Annotated in this window: 20 protein-coding genes; 14 read left to right on the top strand and 6 right to left on the bottom strand. The window is 69.0% G+C overall.

Annotated features, from left to right (window positions below; translation table 11 throughout):
- The first annotated feature begins 69 nt into the window (after positions 1-69).
- A complete protein-coding gene (locus C5C07_RS17730) occupies positions 70-537 on the top strand; it encodes a peptidylprolyl isomerase (protein WP_004978347.1) in 468 nt (155 codons plus the stop codon).
- Positions 538-581: 44 nt separating this feature from the next.
- Here C5C07_RS17730 and C5C07_RS17725 read toward each other — a convergent pair whose 3' ends face one another.
- From C5C07_RS17725 to C5C07_RS17715, 3 genes are all read right to left on the bottom strand, one after another.
- Positions 582-1,358, bottom strand: coding sequence for a hypothetical protein (locus tag C5C07_RS17725; RefSeq protein WP_115805728.1), 777 nt, complete (start codon positions 1,356-1,358; stop codon positions 582-584).
- 88 nt (positions 1,359-1,446) lie between these two features.
- A complete protein-coding gene (locus C5C07_RS17720; protein ID WP_004978350.1) occupies positions 1,447-2,586 on the bottom strand; it encodes a hypothetical protein in 1,140 nt (379 codons plus the stop codon).
- A 124-nt stretch (positions 2,587-2,710) separates the two neighbouring features.
- The gene (locus C5C07_RS17715) at positions 2,711-3,382 is read right to left on the bottom strand and encodes a hypothetical protein (RefSeq protein ID WP_004978351.1); all 672 of its coding nucleotides are present in this window, start codon (positions 3,380-3,382) and stop codon (positions 2,711-2,713) included.
- 127 nt (positions 3,383-3,509) lie between these two features.
- Between C5C07_RS17715 and C5C07_RS17710 the strand changes: the two genes are divergently transcribed.
- The 8 genes from C5C07_RS17710 to C5C07_RS17675 all read left to right on the top strand — a co-directional run bounded on the left by C5C07_RS17710 (position 3,510) and on the right by C5C07_RS17675 (position 11,985).
- Positions 3,510-4,382 carry a universal stress protein gene (locus C5C07_RS17710; protein WP_004978353.1) on the top strand — a complete coding sequence of 291 codons (873 nt, stop codon included), beginning with the start codon at positions 3,510-3,512 and terminating at the stop codon, positions 4,380-4,382.
- A gap of 174 nt (positions 4,383-4,556) precedes the next feature.
- Positions 4,557-5,195 (top strand): helix-turn-helix domain-containing protein, encoded by a 639-nt coding sequence (locus C5C07_RS17705; protein ID WP_004978354.1) that lies wholly within the window; start codon positions 4,557-4,559, stop codon positions 5,193-5,195.
- A gap of 165 nt (positions 5,196-5,360) precedes the next feature.
- Positions 5,361-6,695, top strand: coding sequence for an ABC transporter substrate-binding protein (locus C5C07_RS17700; RefSeq protein ID WP_231608406.1), 1,335 nt, complete (start codon positions 5,361-5,363; stop codon positions 6,693-6,695).
- Positions 6,692-7,621, top strand: a complete 930-nt coding sequence (locus C5C07_RS17695) for a carbohydrate ABC transporter permease (protein WP_004978357.1) — start codon at positions 6,692-6,694, stop codon at positions 7,619-7,621. The genes C5C07_RS17700 and C5C07_RS17695 overlap by 4 nt, the downstream gene beginning before the upstream one ends.
- A gap of 1 nt (position 7,622) precedes the next feature.
- Positions 7,623-8,489: a carbohydrate ABC transporter permease gene (locus C5C07_RS17690; protein ID WP_004978359.1), complete on the top strand. Its 867-nt coding sequence runs from the start codon at positions 7,623-7,625 to the stop codon at positions 8,487-8,489.
- Positions 8,489-9,640 (top strand): ABC transporter ATP-binding protein, encoded by a 1,152-nt coding sequence (locus tag C5C07_RS17685; RefSeq protein ID WP_004978361.1) that lies wholly within the window; start codon positions 8,489-8,491, stop codon positions 9,638-9,640. The genes C5C07_RS17690 and C5C07_RS17685 overlap by 1 nt, the downstream gene beginning before the upstream one ends.
- Entirely contained in the window at positions 9,637-10,896 is a 1,260-nt protein-coding gene (locus C5C07_RS17680) for a CaiB/BaiF CoA-transferase family protein (RefSeq protein ID WP_004978363.1), read from the top strand. The genes C5C07_RS17685 and C5C07_RS17680 overlap by 4 nt, the downstream gene beginning before the upstream one ends.
- Positions 10,897-11,985, top strand: coding sequence for a LeuA family protein (locus tag C5C07_RS17675; RefSeq protein ID WP_004978366.1), 1,089 nt, complete (start codon positions 10,897-10,899; stop codon positions 11,983-11,985).
- A gap of 62 nt (positions 11,986-12,047) precedes the next feature.
- On the opposite strand, the gene C5C07_RS17670 is transcribed toward C5C07_RS17675, so the two are convergent.
- From C5C07_RS17670 to C5C07_RS17660, 3 genes are all read right to left on the bottom strand, one after another.
- Entirely contained in the window at positions 12,048-12,767 is a 720-nt protein-coding gene (locus C5C07_RS17670; RefSeq protein WP_115805727.1) for a cob(I)yrinic acid a,c-diamide adenosyltransferase, read from the bottom strand.
- 165 nt (positions 12,768-12,932) lie between these two features.
- The gene (locus C5C07_RS17665; RefSeq protein WP_115805726.1) at positions 12,933-14,261 is read right to left on the bottom strand and encodes a cobyrinic acid a,c-diamide synthase; all 1,329 of its coding nucleotides are present in this window, start codon (positions 14,259-14,261) and stop codon (positions 12,933-12,935) included.
- A gap of 159 nt (positions 14,262-14,420) precedes the next feature.
- On the bottom strand, positions 14,421-15,428 hold the full coding sequence (locus C5C07_RS17660) for an AIR synthase family protein (protein ID WP_115805725.1): 1,008 nt from the start codon (positions 15,426-15,428) through the stop codon (positions 14,421-14,423).
- Between the two features lie 169 nt (positions 15,429-15,597).
- Between C5C07_RS17660 and C5C07_RS17655 the strand changes: the two genes are divergently transcribed.
- The 5 genes from C5C07_RS17655 to C5C07_RS17635 all read left to right on the top strand — a co-directional run bounded on the left by C5C07_RS17655 (position 15,598) and on the right by C5C07_RS17635 (position 20,593).
- Positions 15,598-16,644: an alanine--glyoxylate aminotransferase family protein gene (locus tag C5C07_RS17655; protein ID WP_115805724.1), complete on the top strand. Its 1,047-nt coding sequence runs from the start codon at positions 15,598-15,600 to the stop codon at positions 16,642-16,644.
- A 61-nt stretch (positions 16,645-16,705) separates the two neighbouring features.
- On the top strand, positions 16,706-17,290 hold the full coding sequence (locus C5C07_RS17650) for a hypothetical protein (RefSeq protein ID WP_115805723.1): 585 nt from the start codon (positions 16,706-16,708) through the stop codon (positions 17,288-17,290).
- A gap of 62 nt (positions 17,291-17,352) precedes the next feature.
- The gene (locus C5C07_RS17645; RefSeq protein WP_233510449.1) at positions 17,353-17,814 is read left to right on the top strand and encodes a hypothetical protein; all 462 of its coding nucleotides are present in this window, start codon (positions 17,353-17,355) and stop codon (positions 17,812-17,814) included.
- A gap of 127 nt (positions 17,815-17,941) precedes the next feature.
- Positions 17,942-19,615, top strand: a complete 1,674-nt coding sequence (locus tag C5C07_RS17640) for an FAD-dependent oxidoreductase (protein ID WP_115805722.1) — start codon at positions 17,942-17,944, stop codon at positions 19,613-19,615.
- Between the two features lie 3 nt (positions 19,616-19,618).
- Positions 19,619-20,593: a pyridoxamine 5'-phosphate oxidase family protein gene (locus C5C07_RS17635; protein WP_231608402.1), complete on the top strand. Its 975-nt coding sequence runs from the start codon at positions 19,619-19,621 to the stop codon at positions 20,591-20,593.
- Positions 20,594-20,627: the final 34 nt, after the last annotated feature.

The following is a 20,627-nucleotide window of genomic DNA, read 5'->3' as shown; positions in this document are numbered from 1 at the left end:
TGTAACAGATAAATTATACTCTCGCCGGCAGTACGGTCACTTATCCGTCTCCGGCAGAGAGTAGGCGGTATGACGATAGAAACCGGCGACTCCGTTTCGCTCGAATACGTTGGAAAGCTCCCCGACGGCACGGTCTTCGACACGTCGCGTCAGGACGTGGCCGACGCCGAAGGACTCTCCGAGGCGCAGGGCGACCGCGACTACGAGCCGCTCGTGGTCGAAGTCGGCGCGGGAACCGTCATCGAGGGCCTCGACGAGGCGCTCGTCGGCATGTCCGTCGGCGACGAAGAGAGCATCGAGATTCCGCCGGAGAAGGCCTACGGCGAGCACGACGAAGACCTCGTCCGCGAGCACGAGACCGAACAGCTCCGCGAGGTGCTCGGCGACGAGCCCGAGGAGGGACTGTACGTCCAGACCCAGCAGGGCGGCCTCGGCGAAATCGTCCACGCCGACGACGACGTGGTCCGCATCGACTTCAACCACGAGCTCGCCGGCGAGACGCTCGTCTTCGACGTCGAAATCGTCGACGCCAACTGAACTGAACTGAGCCGCGGTCTCGCGGTTCGACCGTTCTTCTCCCGCTACTCGCGCCACCACGCAACGGCGTACAGCACTCCACCGACGAGAATCAAGACCGCGCCGACGCCGGCGACGCCGAGTCCGACGACGAGCGAGACTCCGAAGCCGAAGTCGTCGACGTGGCCGTAGACGGTGATGCTGTGGAGCGTTCCATCCTTCTCGACGAGCGCCGGGAGGCGGTCCACGAAGGCGTCGTTCACCCGCGGTCGGTAGCCGAAGTCCTCATCTGAGGAGTTCCGAAGGATTCTATCGACCGTCTCTCTCGCCCCCGGCGAGAGGTTCTCGTAGCGATACGCCCCTCGCTCGACGGTGGCGTTTGCGACGCGCTGGAGCGTGGCGTTTCGCGCGGTGACGACCGAGCCGTTTTCTTCCACGCTGAACCGGTAGTACTGCTGGCGCTCGCCGTAGGCGTCGTGGACGTACGTGTTGTTCCGCGCTATGGCTTGGAGGTCGGCTCTCGCGCCCGCCGACGCTGTCCGGGCGGTGCCGTTCCGCATCGCCGCCGCCAGCGTCTCGCGGGTCTCGTTCGGCGCGCGGTACTCGCCGGCCGAGTACCGGTGGCTGATCTGGTGCACCGAAATCGAGACCGTCCGCCCGTGGCGACTCACGATAGTCTCGATGTCCGATTCGTTCGCGAGCGACACGGTCTCGGCTCGGTACGACTGCGAGGTTTGCGGCGGCGGCGACGTCGCCCCCGCGAGCGCGGGCAGGTACACCGGCGCGGGGAGACAGACGAGGCCGACCACCGCGAGGAGGAGAGCGAGTTTCCGGAGACGCATCGTCGGCAGTTCCGCCGAGCGCGGTAAGTGTTTTTTGTCGCCGTCTCGCTCGCCTCACGGTTTCATCGCCGCGGTCGCCGGGCGACGCTCAGTTGTCCAGTCGCGGGTGCGCGTCGAGGCAGTCGGCGACCCTCTCGCGCTCCTCGCGGGCCGAAGCCAACTCGTCGGCCACGACGCCCCGCCGGAGGCGGTCGCGCTGGTCGTCGGTGAGTTCGGCCCGGGCGACCGCGGCGTCGCGGAGGCGGTCGTAGGACTCCTCGTACGTCAGTTCGTGGACCTCGCGGGCCCGCGAGACCGTCTCGTCGCCGGCGAACCGACTCACCACGGAGACGAGTTCCTTCGTCCGCCAGCGGAGTTCCGAGGCGGGCTCCGGCGGCCACGACACGGTCAGCGGGTCGGCGTCGAGCGTCTCCAGAAACCGCTTGTTCGTCCCGACGGCCGCGGAGAACCGCTTGGGGTCGTCCACGTAGTGGTCGAGTTTCGACCGCGAGTAGCCGGCGTACTCGACGAGCGTTGGAATCGGCTCGTCGCCGATGGCGGCGGTTTCGAGGTACTCGCGCAGTCGCTCGGGGGGACTGGGCGTCTCGACGAGCGGGTACGACTCGGCGGCCGCCAACCACGCGAGCACCTCGCGAGCGGGCGACTCGGCGCGGAACCGGCCGAACGCCTCGGCCACGGCGTCGTCGTACCGCTCGATGGGGTCGCGGAGTTCGTCCACCGGCGCGTCGATGTCGACCTCGCCGAGTCGCTCTACGCGTTCGAGGCGCTCGATTCGGGCGTCGAGTTCGTCCGCGCGCTCGCGCAGTCGTCGTCGGGCGCTCCGGTAGTCGTCTCTCGCCTCGTCCAGTTCGTCGAGCAGCGCCGCCTCCTCGCGGGCGGGTTCCAACTCGCGTCTGGCCTGCTCGAAGTCCGACGCCGACAGCGACGAGGTGATGCCGGTCGTGAGCGAGTCGTTGGCGGCGATGAAGGCGTCGCTGTGGCGCACGTCGGCGGGGACCTTCTCCAGCCGGTTCGACAGCGTCTCGCGGAACGCGACGTAGCCTTCGAGGTCGTCGGTCGCCCGCTCTTCGAACCGGTCGAGAATCCCCGTCACGTCGCTGACGGCCGACGAGAGCGTCCGAAGCTCCTCGCGGCCGATTTCGTCGACCGTCTCGCGCCGGTCGCTGAGGGTGTCGGCCGCCGTGCGGAGCGCCGCTACGGGGTCGTCGGCGAGCGCGGCGTCAGTCACGCCGCGGCACCTCGGGAGGGCGGCCCGTGCGCGGAATCGGTGTCATGCCCGACGAGTCGGTGCGCGAGGGTTGAAAACTTGGTGACCGAGGAAGACGGGACGGCGGTGGGTCGAGGAAGCCGAGTCAGCGCCGGTCTCGGCCGGTCGCCACGTCGAACGCGGCGGCGAGCGCGACCGCGAGCACGCACAGCGCGACCGACGGCGACAGTGAGAACAGGTCGACCATCCCGGGGAACGTGGCGACGACGAGGAGCGAAACGGCGTAGTAGACGCCGGCCACCGCGGCCGACGTGCGGGCCGGCGCGGCGCGCAGCCGAGGGAGCGCGAGCATCGCACAGAGCGCGACGCCGCCGGCGACGACGACCGAACCGGGGAGCCCCGCTCCGGCGAGGTCGGCGCGCGCGCCGAGGAACGTCCCGAGGCCGAGCGTCGCGTTCAGATAGGCCGCCCGCCGGACGAGAAAGCCGTAGCCCGCGTCGGGGCCGAGACCGATTTCGTTGTCCTCGATTCGGTGCCACGGCGCGCCGACGGAGACGGCGTTCATGCGGAGCGCACCGATGGCGAGGCAGGCGACCGCCAGCGAGACGACGGCCGCGGTCGTGACCGCCACGGGCGTCGAAACGGTCATGAAGGCGACCCAGAGCATCGGAAGCGCGAGGAGTAGGTGCTGTCCGAGCCCGAAGTAAACCGTCGCGTCGAGCCACGCGTCGACGCCGGTTTCGTCGTCGTCGCCGCCCTGTCGGCGGTGGCGCCGCGTCCGCGCGCCGCCGTGCGGAGACTCGTCTGTCGGTGCCATGACCGTCCGATTGTGACTGTCGAGTGATAACTGTGTGGTGCGGGTGGAGCTAGCGCCCCCGACGATGGCCGGTCCGCGGTCGCCGTCCGGCGAAAGGACTTACCGGCGACCGGGTGTATGACAGGCTATGTACGAGCGCATCCTCCTGCCCGTCGACGAGAGCACGTCGTCGAGCGCGGTTCTCCACCACGCCAGCGAACTCGCCCACTGGGACGACGCGGAGATACGACTGCTCTTCGTCGCCGACACGACCCGCGACAGCGTCACCGTGGTCGGGAACGACGTGGTCGACGCGCTCGAACGCGAGGGCGAGAGCGTCGTCGAGGAGGCGGCGGAGACGCTCCAGAACCTCGGCGTCGATTACTCGACGGACGTGGTGCAGGGCAACCCCGCGCCCACCATCGTCGAGTACGCCGAGGAGTACGACTACGACCTCGTCGTGATGCCGACCCGCGGGCGCAAAGGCATCTCTCGACAGCTCCGCGGGAGCGTCACGGAGAAGGTCGTCCGCCTGTCGGACCGGCCGGTACTCACCGCCCGCATGAAGCCCGACGAGGAGCTGACGTTCCCCTACGAGCGCATCCTCATCCCGACCGACGGAAGCCGCTCCGCGAAACGAGCGACGAGCCACGGCCTCGCACTCGCAGCCGAACTCGACGCGACGGTCCACGTGCTGTCGGTCGTGGACGACTCCGCGCTCGGCTTCGACGTTCGGTCGATGCTCTCCGGCGAAGAGAGCGAGCGCGGCGCGAACGAGGCGATTTCGAAGGTCGTCGAGGAGGCGAACGAGCGCGGCGTCACGAAGCTCGCCGAAACCATCGAACACGGCTCGCCGAGCGAGTCGATTCGGGAGTACGTCGAAGGCAACGACATCCACGCCGTCGTCATGGGGACCACCGGGCGGAGCGGCGTGGACCGAATCCTCCTCGGGAGCGTCGCCGAGCAGACGGTTCGGAGCGCCCCCGTCCCCGTCATCACGGTGTCGCCCGACGAGGAGTAACTTGGTCGAACTGGCGGCCGCGAACCGTCCAACGCGAGCGGGTGGCCCGCCGCCAGCCACCCGACTCGGGATACAGCTATTACCCGCGGGCGACGTATCGGCGCAGTAGCCGTGGTCGAACAGGACCGTCTCGGACGCCCGCCCAGCCCCGACAGCCGGAGGGTCCGGTAGCCGATGCTTCGCGCGACCATCCTCCTCGAACTGAACGAGGACTACGTGCTGTCGCACGTGAGCGACCTCGTCGACGGACCGGTCGTCGTGACGAACTGCGAGGTGCTCGGCGAGACGGACATCCGCTTCGTCGTCGACGCCGGGGAACACCGCGACGAGATGGCCGAACGGCTCGCCGCCAGCGAGGTCGTCCGCGACCTCGAACTCGTCGGCGACGACCAACTGCTCATCACGAAGCGGTCGTCCGGGGCGCTCCCCGTCATCCGCGAGAACCACGGGATGCTCCAGCGGATGAGCCAGTTCTACGGGCGCTCGCGCGTCTTCGACGTGGTCGTGTTCCGGCGGGCCGACCTCAAGGCCATCATCTCGGGGCTCCGGTCGCTCGGGACCGTCGAACTCCGCCGGCTGAAGCCCTTCGTCGGGCCCTCCACGCGGCTCTCGAAGCGGCAGGCAGAGGTCGTCGGCTACGCGCTCGAACGCGGCTACTACGACTGGCCGCGGGGCGTCACGGTCGAGGAAATCGCGGCGGCGTTCGAGGTGAGCCGACCGACCGTGTTGGAACACCTCCGGCGGGCGGAAAAGAAACTCCTCAGCGACGCGCTCGCCGACGCGACGACGCCCGCGAACCCCGACAGCACCTGACCACGACCGGACCGGTTCGGCCCCGGCGCACGTTGCATCCCGAATTTCAAGCACCTAGTACACCTGAAACGCGTCATCATATCCGCGGATTCCGATATAAAGAGCCAACAGGGGTAGGCGGTACTCCCGTGCCCTCTAGCGGTGTACGTATTGTTTGCAATTACCATGATAAATGGGAATCACTCTCGTGGTGGTGACGGGCGGAAAACGCGCGGGTCGTCGCGCCGGACGTTCCTCGCGGCGGTCGGGAGCGCGGCGGCGGTAACGACGGCTGGCTGTCTGGGCGGCGGCGGTGGCGGCGGCTCCAACGAGCCGATTCGATACCTCTCGGACCGGGGCGACTCGAAGGACGTGATGGACGAAATCATCGCCGAGTTCGAGGAGGAGACAGACCACACGGTCGAGATGATTTACACGGCGAAGGGGACCTCCTCGGACGCCGAGATGCAGAAGATGGTCGCCGCGGGCAACCCGCCGGACCTGCTTTTCGACACCTCGACGGACGCGTACCGGCTCCAGCGCGACGGCGTCCTCGCGCCCGTCACGGGGGCGGTTCAGGACAACGACCTGCCCGACCCGGTCAGCGTCGGCGGCGAGTCGTACTTCGCGGCCGCGATGGTCGAACCGCTCATGGGCTGGTACCGAAACGACGTGTACTCGGAGATGCCCGCGTCGTGGAGCGAGTGGGTCGAGGCGGCCGGCGAGGTGTCGGCCAACGAGTCGATGGAGGGCTACGTCATCCAGTCGGGCCAGACGAACAACGCCGACACCCAGATGACGCAGTACCTCTGGCAGAACGACGTGGAGATTTACGGCGGCCCCTCCGACGGCATCGAGGTCAGACTCGACAACGACGACAACCGACAGGCGGCCGTCGAGACGTTCGAGTGGGTCCAGTCGATGGCCGAACACTCGCCGAACGGCTCGGGGTGGGCGTGGGGCGACGCCATCGGCGCGCTCCAACAGGAGAACGCCGCGGCTATCGCCAGCGTCGGCGGCCTCCCCATTCTCACGATTCAGGCCAACCGCCCCGACCTCGTCGAGAATCTCAGCCCGATGCCCTTCCCCGTGCCGAGCGGGGCCGCACAGGACAGGTGGTGGGCGTACATGGAGGGTCACCTCGTCCGCAACGACGGCCAGAACACCGAGGGCGCGCAGGCGTTCGTCGACTTCTTCACGAGTTCGTCGCGCTTCTTCGACTTCGTGCTCTCCGCGCCGCTGTTCCAGTTCCCGCCGACGCGGGAGCAACTCGACGCGCCCGAGGTGGCCGAAAACGAGGTCATCCAGCAGCACCCCGACGTGATGAATCTCGTCCGCGACAACTGGGACGCCTTCACGAGCGTCCTCGCGACGGGCGACGGCGGCGCGCCGAACATCGTCGCGGCCGACGCCTACAGCGAACAGCTCTTCGGACAGGCGGCTGACCAGCTTCTCGTCGGCGGGCTCACACCCGACGAGACGGTCGACTGGTTGGCCGAAGAGCTCCGCGGGTTGCAATGAGTACGGCCCTCAAATCGCGGTTGGCGGCCGCCGGGTCGGCCCTCCGAGAGCGCGACGTGGACGGCACGACGCTCCTGTTGGCGGCGTGTTTCGTCCCGATGCTCGCGTTCTTCGTCGTGGTCTGGGTCATCCCCATCGTCTACGCGCTCGGGATGAGCCTGTTCGCGTCGCCGGTGCGGAACCCCGAGTTCGTCGGCCTCGGCAACTACGCGGAACTCCTCGGAAACGGTGCGTTCTGGGGCTTCCTCTGGAACAGCGTCGTCTACGCGGTGGCGACGACGGGGCTGAGCCTCGTCATCGGGCTGGGGCTCGCGCTCGTCATCAACCAGCGTATCCGCGGCGGCGACGCCCTGCGGACGCTGATGATTTTCCCGTACCTCCTGCCGACGCTCGTTGTCATCTTCATGTGGAAGTTCATCCTCGACCCCAACATCGGGATTCTGAACCAGTTCCTCGTCGACGCCGGGCTCATCGACAAGCCGATAGCGTTCTTCTCGACCCTGGAGTTCGCCATGCCGGCGGTCGTCGTCACGAGCGTCTGGAAGTTCGCCAGCTTCGCCTTCTTCATCCTGCTCGCGCGCCTGCAGGCCATCGACCCCGACCTCTACGAGCGGGCGCGGGTCGAGGGCGCGACGACGTGGCAGGCGTTCCGCGACATCACCTTCCCGCACCTCCGCGGGGCGATTCTCATCATCCTCCTCGTCAGGGGTATCTGGATGTTCAACAAGTTCGACATCATCTACCTCTCGACCCGGGGCGGCCCGCTCCAGCAGACGACGACGCTCCCGATTCGCGTCTACCAGCTCGCGTTCAGCGAGGTGAACTTCGGTATGGCGACGGCGCTCGCCGGCGTCATGTTCTTCCTCCTCGCCGGCGTCGCGGTGGTCTACTTCCGGGCGTTCGCCCCCGAAAAGGAGGTGGCGTGAGATGGCGACGTCCGCCGGTCGCGGCCTCGTCTCCCACGACACCCAGAAACGCCTCCAGCGAATCGCCGTCTACCTGACGGCGCTTCTCATCTCGGTGTTCACCATCATCCCGGTGTACGTGATGGTGGTCATCGCCATCCAGTCGCCGGCGACGACGTTCGCCGGCGGGCGGGTGAACCTGCTGCCCACCGAGCCGTCGCTCCGGAACTTCCTCGTCCTCCTCGGGTCGACCGACACGGTTCGGTACTTCATCAACAGCCTCGTGGTCACTCTCGGGTCGACCGTCCTCTCGACGACCATCGCGGTCGCGGCGGGCTACGGCCTGACGCGCTTCGACTTCACCGGGAAGTCGCTGGCGGCGCGGGCGGTGCTGTTCTCGTACATGTTCAGCCCCATCGTCCTCGCCATCCCGCTGTACGTCGTCTTCTCGACGCTCGGCCTGCTCAACAGCCACTTCGCGCTCACCCTCGCGCTGACGGCCATCTCCGCGCCGTTCTGCATCTGGCTGATGTGGCAGTACTTCCAGACCGTCCCCATCGCGCTCGAAGAGTCCGCGTGGGTCCGGGGCGCGAGCCGCTGGCGCACCGTCAGAGACGTGGTCCTGCCGGTCGCCCGGCCCGGCTACATCTCCGCAGCCATCTTCGCGTTCGCCGTCGCGTGGAACGACTTCACCATGGCGCGCGTCGTGATGAGCCGCGACGAGATGTACACCATCACCGTCGGCGCGTCGCTGTTCTTGGACCGCGTCAGCATCGGCTGGGGCGAGACGATGGCCGTCTCGCTTCTCATCTCGATTCCGCCGTTCCTCATCGCACTGTTCCTGCAACGATACCTCCTCCAGGGCTTCAGCGTTGGAGGCCTCGAATAATGGCAACCAGCATCCACCTCGACACCGTCAGAAAGGAGTTTCGCACCCTCGGAAACACGCACGTCGCCGTCGACGACCTCAGCCTCGACATCCCCGAAGGCTCGTTTACGACCTTCGTCGGCCCCTCGGGCTGCGGGAAGACGACGACCCTGCGCATGTTGGCCGGGCTGGAGACGCCCACCTCGGGTACCGTCTCGTTCGGCGACGAGGACGTGACCGACCTCCCGCCGCAGGAGCGCAACGTCTCGATGGTGTTCCAGTCCATCGCGCTCTACCCGCACATGTCCGTCCGCGAGAACATCGGCTACGGCCTGAAGATTCACGGCGTCCCGAAGGCCGAGCGCGACGAGCGCATCGACGAGGCCGCCGAAGTCCTCCAAATCGAGGCGCAGTTGGAGAAGATGCCCGCCGAGCTCTCCGGCGGCCAACAACAGCGCGTCGCCCTCGGCGGCGCGTTCGTGCAGGACCCCGACGTGCTGCTGTTGGACGAGCCGATGTCCGACCTCGACGCGAAGCTCAAATCCGACCTCCGCGTCGAGATTCAGCGGCTCCACCAGGAGCTCGACACGACCGTCGTCTACGTCACCCACGACCAGACCGAGGCGATGACGATGAGCGACCAGGTGGTCCTCCTGCGCGACGGCGAACTCGCGCAGGTCGACCCGCCGAAACAGCTGTTCGACTACCCGAACTCGGAGTACGTCGCGCAGTTCATCGGCATGCCCTCGACCAACGTCGTCGACTGCGCGGTCGAGCACCGCGACGGCGAGACCGTGCTCGTCGGCCCCGGGCTCACGCTCTCGCTTCCGGCGGGCGTCGACGTGCCAACTGACGGCCGCGTCAGACTCGGCATCAGGCCGCAGTACCTCGACGTGGGCTCCGCCGGGGCGTGTCGGCTCTCGGTCGACGTGGAGGTCGTCGAGACGCTCGGGACCGAGTCCGTGGTCCACGGCCGCCTCGAAGACGGCACCCCCTTCGACGTGGTCAGCGACGCCGTCGACGACGCGGTCGCTGGCGACCGACTCGACGTGTCGTTCGACCTCGCCGACGCGTTCGTCTTCGGCGAGGACGGCGAGACGATACTCTTCGGGTCTGAACGCGCCAGCGAGCGCTCGTCGTCGCCCGCGGGGGCGGGGGGCGTCACTCCATGAGCGGCGACAGCGCCGAGCGCGCCGAGAGTAGCGAGGCCGCCGCGGACGCGACCGGCTCTGCGACCGCGTCGGCGACGCGCGGGCTCCCGCTCGACGGCGTGCGCGTGCTCGAACTCGGCCACATCATCGCCGGACCGTTCTGTTCGATGCTCCTCGCCGACCTCGGTGCGGACGTCATCAAGGTCGAACACCCGAAGGGCGGCGACCTCATCCGCGGGTCGTCGCCGGTCGGTAACAGCTCGTTCAACTACGTCAACCGGGACAAGCGGAGCCTCACGCTCGACCTCAAGTCCGACGCGGCGCTCGACGCGTTCTTCGACCTGCTCGACGAGACCGACGTCGTCGTCGAGAACTACGCGCCGGGAACCGCCGAACGGCTCGGCATCGGCTACGAGCAGTTGAAAGAGACGCATCCGGGCCTCGTCTACTGCTCCATCAAGGGGTTCAACCCCGGTCCCTACGAGTCGTACCCCGCGCTCGACCCCATCGCCGAGGCGCTGTCGGGGCTGATGAGCGTCACCGGTCACGAGGGAATGCCCCCGGTCCGGTCGGGCACGAGCATCGCCGACATGGCCGCGTCGTTCTACGGCGCGATAGCGGTCCTCGGGGCGCTCTACCGCCGCGACCGGACCGGCGAGGGGTCGAAGGTGACCGCGCCGCTGTTCGAGTCCACCGTCTCGATGATGGGCTACTGGCTCGCGTACACCGAGGCCTACGACGACGTGCCGGGACCGATGGGCGCGTCGCACCCCAACTGGGCACCCTACGACGTGTTCGAGACGGCCGACGACGAGTGGGTGTTCATCGGTCCTTCGGGCGAGCGCCAGTGGACGGCGCTCTGCGAGGCGCTCGGCCTCGACCTCCACGAGGACGACCGGTTCGACACGCTCCCCGGCCGCCGGGAGAACCTCGACGAACTCATGGACCTGCTCCGCGCCGAGTGCGAGACCCACGACGCGGCCGACCTCGTCGCCGGACTGCGCGAGGTCGGCGTCCCCGTCGCCAAGGTGAACTCGATGGACGAGGTCGCCGAGGACCCGCACCTGCGGGCGACCGACTTCTTCACCGAGGTCGAGACCGCCGAGGGAACGTCGCGGTCGGTCAGCGTCCCGCGGTTCCCCGTCGTCGCCAGCGGCTTCGACCGCCCCGACTCGACCGACCCGCCGAAGCTCGGCGAGCACACCGAGGCCATCCTCTCGTCGCTCGGCTACGACGCCGCCGACATCGACGCGCTCCGGCGCGCGGGAGGGGTCTGAATGGCCGCCGCGGAGCCGGTCCTCCTCGACGTGACCTGCCGCGAGGGCGAACAGCGACCCGGCGCGTCCTACACGACGGGACAGAAAGTCGCGGCCGTGCGCGCCCTCGACGACCTCGGCGTCGACTACGTGCAGGTCGGGTTCCCGATTGCGGGCGAACAGACCGGCGAGGTCTGCGACGCCGTCGACGTCGAGACGAAACTGACGGGCATCGCCCGGGCCGTCCCGAAGGACGTCGAGGCCGCGGTCGACGCCGGCGTCGACGTCATCGACGTGTTCGCGCCGACCAGCGAGCGACAGCGGACCGAACTCCTCGGGAAAGACGAGGACGAACTGCGCTCGCTCGTCGGCGAGACGGTCGACGCCGCGACCGAGACCGGGCTGGAGGTCCACTTCACCGCGATGGACGGCTTCCGGACAGACCCCGCGTTCCTCGACGACCTGTTCGACTCGATAGACGCGACGTACCTCACTATCGCGGACACCGTGGGCTCGAAGACGCCGTTCGAAGTCTCGTCGTTCCTCCACGACCTCGACACCGACCCGACCCGCCTCGGCGTCCACTTCCACGACGACCTCGGCGTCGCGACGGCCAACGCGCTCACCGCGGTCGCCCACGACGTGCAGAAAGTGGACGTGTCGGTCGGCGGTATCGGCGAGCGCGCCGGCAACGTCCCCGTCGAGGAGTTCGTCGTCGCGGCCGAGACGAGCCGCGCCGTGAACCGCCCGGCGCTCGACCCCTCGACGCTCATCCCCCGGGCGAACGACGTGCTGACGGCGCTCGGCGAGTCGGTGCCGGCGGAGAAATCGGTGCTCGGGTCGGACGTGTTCTCTCACGAGTCCGGGCTCCACACCGCGGCGATGCTCGACGACCCGGCGACGTTCGAGCCGTTCGACCCGGCCGCGTTCGGCGGGTCGCGGACGCTCTACTTCGGCCCGCAGAGCGGGACCGGCGCGGCCCGGCGGCTCTTGGAGCGGGTCGGCGACGACCCCGACGAGACGAAGGTCGCGGCGCTCGTCGAGACGCTCCGGTCGCTCGACGAACCGGTGCCGACCGACGAGGCGCTGGATATCGCCCGACGGCTCTGAATCGGCGCTGTCTCACCGCTCAGTCGGCGCTCAGTCGGCACTGAGCCGGCACCGACTCGGCGTCAGTACTCGGTCCCTTTTCTCGCGCGCTGGCCGGCGTCGATGGGGTGTTTCTCCTTTCGAACGTTGGTCACGAGGTCCGCGGCGTCGTAGACGTAGGTCGGCTCCTCGTGGCTCCCGGTCAACACGAGTTCGAGATGCTCGGGCTTTCGCTCCACGAGGTCGAGCACGTCTCCCTCGTCGAGCAGTCCCATCGCGACGGCGTAGAGGAGTTCGTCGATGATGAGGAGGTGGACGCCGTCCTCCGGCGGGCCGTCGAGGGCGAGCGGTTCGGTGAGGTCGGCGTCGGCCGCGGCGTCGACGAGTTCGCGCGCCCGGTCGAGACCGGCGGCGACCTGCGCCTCGTGGTCGGCGTCGTCGCTGCCGTCGGCCATGCCGGCCCAGCCGTAGTGGCCGAGGTTCTCGAAGGAGAAGCCGGGCATCGCCGCGATGGCGTTGTACTCGCCGCGGACGGCCTCGACGGAGTCCGCGCCGCCCTTCAGGAACTGGAGCATGTGGACGCGGTAGCCGTGGCCGGCGGCGCGAAAGCCCATGCCCATCGCGGCCGTGGTCTTGCCCTTGCCGTCGCCCCACCACACCTGCACGAGGCCGAAGTCGTCGGGCGCGGCGGGTTCGATGGCGGCCGCTTCGGGGCGGACGCCGCGGCCGGGGGTGTTCGCCCGAACCGAGTCGGGGGTGGTCTCGTCGTCTGTCTCGGGATTTCCGTCGGGTGCGTCGGTCATCGTTGAGTGTGAATCGGTGTCGCGTCGGGGTCGGGTCGGTGCGGACCGGACAGGTCCGTCCCGCCCCGCGTGGGTCGGTCGTCGGTCGGTGCTTGTCGCGGCTTCGTATATAGGGGTTCGCCGCCCTCGCTCCCGCGCTCGCACGCTCTCGCGCTCTCGCCGCGGTCAGTCCGTCAGCCGCGAGACGAAGCGGTCGAACGCCCCGCTCTCGGGGTGGACGTGGGCGTAGGTGCCGAGGGTTCGGTACTCGGTGAGTCCCTCGCGGCCGTCGATGCCGGTGCCGCGCTCCACGTCGAAGGCGAACCGGGCGTCGGTCGCGGGGTCGGCCGACGAGTAGTGGAACTCGTGGCCGCGGAGCATCTCGCCCGCGTCGGCGGTCAGCGTCCCGTCGGTCGCCCGGAGCTCCACGTGGTCGAGCGCCTGATAGCGCTCTTGCATCGTCACGTCGGCGGGGAGGATACCGGCCATCTCGTGGGTGTCGCCGTCGGTCGTCGTCAGCGACTCGGTGAGCGCCATCAGGCCGCCGCACTCGCCGAACACCGGGAGGCCGTCGGCGGCCCGGTCGGCGAGCGCCGGGAGCGTCGGCGACGACGCGAGTTCCGCGGCGAACCGCTCGGGGTAGCCGCCGGGGAGATAGACGCCGTCGCAGTCGGGGAGGCTGTCGCCGGCGACCGGCGAGAAGTACGAGACGGTGCCGAGGGATTCCAGTCTGTCGAGGGTCGAGGGGTAGACGAAACAGAACGCCTCGTCGCGGGCGACGGCGACCGTCGGACCGTCCGAATCCGTAGCTTGGGACGACTCGGCTCGAATGCCCGATTCGAACTCCTCGGTGTTCCACTCCGACTCTCGCGCCACCTCGGCGAGCGCGTCGGCGCGAATCCCGTCGGCCGCGGCGTCGAGCGCCTCGTCGGACAGCGGAGCCTCGTCGCCGAGGTGGAGTCCGAGGTGGCGCTCCGGGATTTCGAGGTCGTCGCTCGGCGGGATTCGGCCGAGGTACGGCAGTTCCTCGGGGAGCGCGTCGCGGATACCCTCGGCGTGTCGGCCGCCGTGAGCGCGAGAGGCGATGACGCCGGCCACGTCGGCGTCGATTCCCATCCGGTCCGCGTAGGTCCGGAAGCCGTAGGCCGTCGCCGCGACGCTCTGCATCCCGGCTCTCGCGTCCGCGACGAGGACCACGGGGAGGTCGAGGAGGGCGGCGACCCGAGCCGTCGAGGTGTCGCCGTCGTAGAGGCCCATCATGCCTTCGACGACGCAGATGTCGCCCTCGCCGCGGGCGTAGGTCCGGCGCATGCCGTCTTCGCCTTCGAGCCACGGGTCGAGCGTCCGCGACGGTTTCCCGGTGACGGCGGCGTGGTGCGAGGGGTCGATGAAGTCGGGACCGGCCTTGGCCGGTTGGACCGCGTAGCCCTCGCGTTCGAGCGCGCGGCACACCGCGAGCGTCGTGACCGTCTTCCCGACGCCGGAGGCCGTGCCGGCGACGACGACGCCTCTCATCTGGTCACCGCGGTCCGGGTCGCTGGCGGCGCTTCCGGCGGGTCGCTCGCGAGTCGAGACGGACGTTCGGCAGTCATATCAACAAGTGGAATTTCAGTAGTCAAAGTTGTGTTGGGTCGGGTCGCCCGGGACGGCGTCGGTCGGCGACCCGCGTTCGGCTCAGTCCCAGAGTTCGTACATGTCGTCTTCGACGCCGTCGGCGTAGTGGGTCCCGTCGTAGACGACGCCCGCGTCCGAATCAACGTCGGTGTCCGCGGCCGCGCTCGTGTCGTCGCTCGCCGCCTCGACGGTTCCGACGACCGTCGCCTCGATTCGCTCGTCGTCGAGCGCGGCAAGAGCCGTGTCGGCCTCGTCGCCGGGGACCGCCGCGAGGAGCGCGCCGGAGCCGAGAATCCGCATCGGGTCGACGCCCATCGCGTCGCAGAGCGCCCGGGTCTCGGGGCGGACGGGCACGTCGTCGCCGTCGACTTCGATTCGGACGCCGGAAGCGCAGGCGAGTTCGACCAGTCCGTTGAGGACGCCGCCCTCGGTCGGGTCGTGCATCGCGGTCGCGGCGGACGCGAGCACGGCGGATTCGGGGAGGACGCTGATGTCGTCGAAGAAGCCCGCGGCGCGCTCGACCGTCTCGGCGTCGACGCCGGCGGTATCGAGGTCGGCGCGGAAGTCGGTGGCGAGGACGGCGGTGCCTTCGATGCCGGCACCCTTGGTGAGAATCACCGCGTCGCCGGGCTCCGCGCCGCCGGTCGGGACGTAGCGGTCGGTCGGTCCCATGCAGGTGAGCGAGAGGAGCGGGCGGGAGAGGCCGGCGACCGTCTCGGTGTGGCCGCCGACGATACTGATGCCGAGTCGGTTGGCCTCCGCGTCGAGTTGGGCGGTGATGTCGTCGAGCAGGTCCACGTCGGGTTCGGGGAGGAGGACGGTGCTCACGAGCCACTCGGGGGCGCCCCCGCAGGCGGCCACGTCGTTGCTGGCGATAGCGACGCCGAGGGTGCCGATGCGCTCGGCGGCGAGCGAGATGGGGTCGGTGCTGACGACCATCGTCCCCTCGCCGGTGGCGACGGCGGCGGCGTCCTCGCCGTAGCCGGCCCCGACGAGCAGGTCGTCGTTGGGGGCCCCCGTCCGCGAGAAGACGTAGCGGTCGAGGTCCGCAGGTGAGAGTTTGCCCATACACGTGGGTGACGGCGAGGGCGCTTTTGTGCCTTCCCGTCCGCCGCCGACGCTGACGGTCGCGCTCGCCGGCCGCGTCCGCCGCCCGCCACCCCCGCCGAGCAGGCCGTGGTCGGGCACCCGCCGCGGATGCCGTACTGCTAAGACGCTCTGTTCGTAACGGGAATCCATGCTGATGACACCCGGTCCCACGGCCGTCCCGCCGCGGGTCCGCGACCGACTGAGCGAGCCGATGCCGAACCCCGATATCGAGCAGTCCTTCTTCGACACCTACGACGGCGTCTGCGAGAAACTCCGGCGCGTCTACGACACCGACGACGACGTGGTCGTCATGGGCGGCGAGGGTATCCTCGGTCTCGAAGCCGCCATCGCCTCCACGGTCGCCCCCGGCGACGACGTGCTCTGCGTCTCGAACGGCCTCTACGGCGACGGCTTCGCCGACTTCGTCGAGAGCTACGGCGGCGAGCCGACCGTCGTCGGTGTCGACTACACCGACCCGCTCGACGTGGCGGGCGTCGAAGCCGCGCTCGACGAGGGCGAGTTCGAGGTCGCCACCATGGTCCACTGCGAGACGCCGACGGGGACGCTCAACGACATCGCGCCGGTCCTCGAACGCCTCCACGACCACGGCGTGTTGACCGTCGTCGACGCCGTCTCCTCGCTCGGCGGGACGCCCGTCCCGAGCGAGCACATCGACATCAACCTCGGCGCGTCGCAGAAGGCGTTCAGCTCGCCGCCGGGTCTCACCACGGCCGCCGTCAGCGACCGCGCGTGGGAGGTCATCGAGGAGCGCGACCCCGACTCCCTCTACACGAACCTCCTCCCGTGGCGCGACACGAGCGAGGGCTTCCCGTACACCCACCTCGGCGCGAACGTCGCCGCCCTCGACGAGTCGCTGTCGATGCTTCTCGAAGAAGGGCTCGACGCCGTCTACGAGCGCCACGAGGAGGCCGCCGCGCACTGCCGCGAGCGCGGGGCCGACCTCGGACTCGACCTCTACACCGACGCCGAGCGGAGCGCTCCGACGGTGACGGCGTTCCACCTCCCCGGCGAGGCGAAGCGCGTCCGGAACGAACTCGAGGCCGAACACGACATCGTCCTCGCGACCGGCCTCGCCGACCTCGCCGACGACATCCTCCGCGTCGGCCACATGGGTTACAACGCCGACGCGGAGAAGGTCGACCGCGTGATGGACGCGCTCGCGACCGTCGTCTGAGGACGCGGGTCGGCCGTCGGCCGGCTGTCAACGCTTTTACCCGAAGCCGACGACAGTCTCGGTGAGAACAACCGTGACCGAGACGAGTGATTCAGCGGGACGGCGGCGACCAGACGACGGAATCAGGGCCGCCATCGTCGCCGTGTTCCTGACGGGGCTCCGCCGCCGCAACCCGGCCGCGATGGTGAACGCCGTGTTCGCCCTCGCGGGCACGTTCCTCCCCGTCGCCGTCGAGCGACTGGCCGGCGTCGAGTTCCGTCCGTGGCAGCGCCTCTACGTCGAGTCGGCGATGCTGACCCACTCGGTCGGGATGCTCGGCCCCTACGACGACGTGTGGTGGTGGGACCACCTCACCCACGCCCACTCGGCGACGATTCTCGGCGGGGTCGTCCACGTCCTCTCGCGCCGCCGCGGCCGCGACCCGTCCACTCGCGTCCTCGCGGTCGTGGTCTGCGCCGGCGTGCTCTGGGAACTCGCCGAGTACGCCATCCACCGCGGGGCCGACGCGCTCGGTATCGACCCCGTGCTCGTCTCCTACGGCCGGGTCGACACCGCGCTCGACCTCGTCTTTAACCTCGTCGGCGCGGCGCTCGTCGTCCTGCTCGGCGACCGCGTCCTGACGAACCTCGTTCCCGAAGACGCGTGAGGCCCGGTCGGAACGCGCCGGGCACCGGAACGGTGATGTGACTCCGTCGGAGTTACAGCGTCGTGAACCGGCGGTCGCTACTCGCAGCGCTCGGGCTCGGTTCGGTCGCCGCGCTGAGCGGCTGTCTCAACGTCGAAGGAGTCAACGGGGGCGTGCTCACGGTGATGCACATCTCGTCACCGGAGGCCGCGGCGGTCGTTCCCGCCTCGGACGACCGACTCGACGGAGCGGAGTTGATACAGCGGGCGCTCGACCGAGTGACCCGACGAGACCCCTACAGCGTGATGGATTTCAGACTGGCCAGAGACGAGTACGCGACCGTCACGACCGCACTGGAGGACCTCCCGTACTACGACCGTTCGGAGCACGATGCGTCGATTCCGTCGGGGTACTACGTGAGCCACGGCGAGCTCGTCTATCGACTTGCGAACATACCCCTCTGTTCTGATACTCCGCTCGTCTCCGCTGACAACGCTCGGAATCGGTGTTGGACGTCGGTTCCCGAGGACACCACCACGTTGTAGCGACGCTCTCGTCGCCTCCGTCCACTCGTTCTCTGCTACGGGACGGGGTCGCTCGGTTCTCGCCGGCTGAGACGGCAGATGCTTCGATATTGCAAATAATTATTCCGTCTTGCGCCACGAGTAGCGTATGTCAGCAGGCAGTTTTCGAGTCGCCGTTCTCGGGGGAGGGGTCGGCGGGCTGAGCGCGGCGCACGAACTCGGAGAACGCGGCTTCGACGTGACCGTGTACGAGGCCAAATCGCGACTGGGCGGGAAAGCTCGGAGCTTCTCGGTCCCCTCCGGTGACGACGGTCACTCGCTGCCGGCAGAACACGGATTTCGGTTCTTCCCGGGTTTTTATCGGAATCTCCGAGACACGCTCGGCCGAATCCCGCGGCCGTCCGGGGGCACGGTCGCGGACAACCTCGTCGAGACGGACGAAACGCTCATCGCGACGACGACGGGCGAAGAGATGCGGTCCGAGACGCGGACGCCGAACACGATTGCGGAGTGGGTCGCCGCGCTCAAACCGACGATCGGGGGCGGCGAAATCACCCCCGCCGAGACGAACTACTTCTTACGACGCCTGCTGGTGCTGCTGACGAGCTGTCGAGCGCGCCGCGAGCAGGAACTCGACCGCGTGTCGTGGTGGGAGTTCGTCGACGCGGAGGCGCAGTCACCGGCCTACCGCAAGCACCTCGCCGAGAGCACGCAGGCGCTCGTCGCGCTGAAGCCCCAGCGGGGGAGCGCCCGTACCATCGGACAGATCTACGCGCAGTTGATGCTCGACCAGATTGACCCCAACCGACCGACCGAGGCGGTGCTCAACGGCCCGACGAGCGAGGTCTGGATTACGCCGTGGGAGTCCTATCTGGAATCGCTGGGCGTGTCCGTCCGAACGGAGTCGCCGGTCGCGAAAATCGACTCCGACGGCCGTCGCGTCACCGGCGTCGAACTCGCCGGCGGGGAGCGAGTGACCGCGGACTACTACGTGGCGGCGCTTCCGGTCGAGGTAATGGCGTCGTTGGTGACGCCGGAACTCCGGCTGGCGGCCCCGTCGCTCGGAGCCATCGGGCGACTCGACACCGCTTGGATGAACGGGATTCAGTTCTACCTCACCGAGGACCTGCCGCTCGCACGCGGCCATCAGGCGTACACAGACTCCCCGTGGGCGCTGACCGCGATTTCGCAGCGCCAGTTCTGGGACGACGGCCCGTTCGACATCGAGACGTGTGCCGACGGCTCGATTCGAGGGGTCCTCTCCGCGATTATCTCGGACTGGGAGACCCCCGGGCCGGTGTACGACAAGCCGGCCCGCGAGTGTAGCCGCGAGGAGATCAAAACCGAGGTCTGGCACCAACTGACGGCTCACCTCAACCGGGATGCGGAGCGGCTCTCGACCGAGTACCTGTACGACTGGGTGCTCGACCCCGCAATCGTCGAGACCGGCGACGGCATGGAGAACCACGAACCGCTGTTGATCAACACGGTCGGCTCGCTCCGAGACCGACCCCCCGCGGTGACCGACGCACCGAACCTCGTGTTGGCGGCCGACTACGTCCGCACGGACACTGACTTGGCGACGATGGAGAGCGCGAACGAGGCGGCCCGCCGAGCCGTCGGTGGCATCGTCGAGCGCACGGGGGCCGGAGCGCCGCCCCCGACTGTCTGGGGGCTGTCTGAGCCGCAACTGTTCGACCCGCCGAAGCGGCAGGACGAGGTCGCGTTTCGGCTGGGACTCCCACACCCCGGCGAGGCCGAGCGCGGACTGCGGTCGACGTTCCGGGGACTGCGCACGAGCGGCTGGGGATTAGATGACTGACCGTTGGCGACGACGCTGGGCACCTGCCGCTACTCCGGAAGCGGCCGGTCGATTGCCGCGCCCCCGGAGTCGTCCGTGACGGCGTCCACCGGGACCGACCGGATTCGAGACGCCGTGTACGACTCGCTGACGGCCGAGTTCGCGACGGCCCGCGACGACCGCCCGGCGGTGGTGCCGGTCACGCCCTTTTTCGACCGCGAACGGGAGGTCGTCGTGGTAACGGCCGCGCCGGCGTTCGCGGGGAAGGCCGAGCGAGCGGCGGCCAACCCGCGGGTGTCGCTCCTGCTCCACGAAGGCGAGGGTCGATTGCACCTCACTGGACGCGCGACGGTTCGAGACGACGACCTGGAAGCGAACACCGCCGTCGTCGAGCGGCTCATCCGCGACGAGCCGCCGTCGCCGAAACGGAAGGCGATGGTCGAGGCGGCAGACTTCCTCGGAACGCGGCTCGGGCTGCTCCTTCTGGACTGGTACGGGCTTCGGATTCTCATCGAGATTCGGCCGACTGCGGTCGATTCCCGCCCGTCCGATGGCACGACGACGGTCCCGACGTGGAGCGCGGCCGGCGTCGACGGCGGAGAGGCGGAGACCTACGACCGGGTGGTCGCGACCGTCACCGACGACGCGGGGTATCCCCGAAGTTGGCCGGTTTCGTCCGCGACCGTCCGCGACGGTCGGCTCCGGCTGACGCCGCCGGACGACGTGACGCCGGTCGACGGCCAGCCCGCGTGCGTCCTCGTCCACTGGCACGACGCGGACCTCGCGAAGCTCGAACAGCGACTCATCCGCGGTCGGTGTCGGAAGGACGCGCGCGGACTCGTGTTCGACCCCGCGAGTTCGTTCCACCTGCGGAACCGAACGCCGCGGGACCGGCTTCGGTTCATCGTCGACGGTAAGCGTCGGACGCGGGCCTACTTCGACGACCGCGGACGGACGTACAGACCGGTTCCTCGCCTTCGGACGCTCCTCGAATGGTGAGGTGCGCGTCGTTTGTATCCTCGACGAGAGCGAG

It is taken from the genome of Haloferax sp. Atlit-4N, assembly GCF_003383025.1.
In the GTDB taxonomy this organism is placed as follows: Archaea; Halobacteriota; Halobacteria; order Halobacteriales; family Haloferacaceae; genus Haloferax; species Haloferax gibbonsii.
This window is presented reverse-complemented; position numbering and strand designations above follow the sequence as displayed.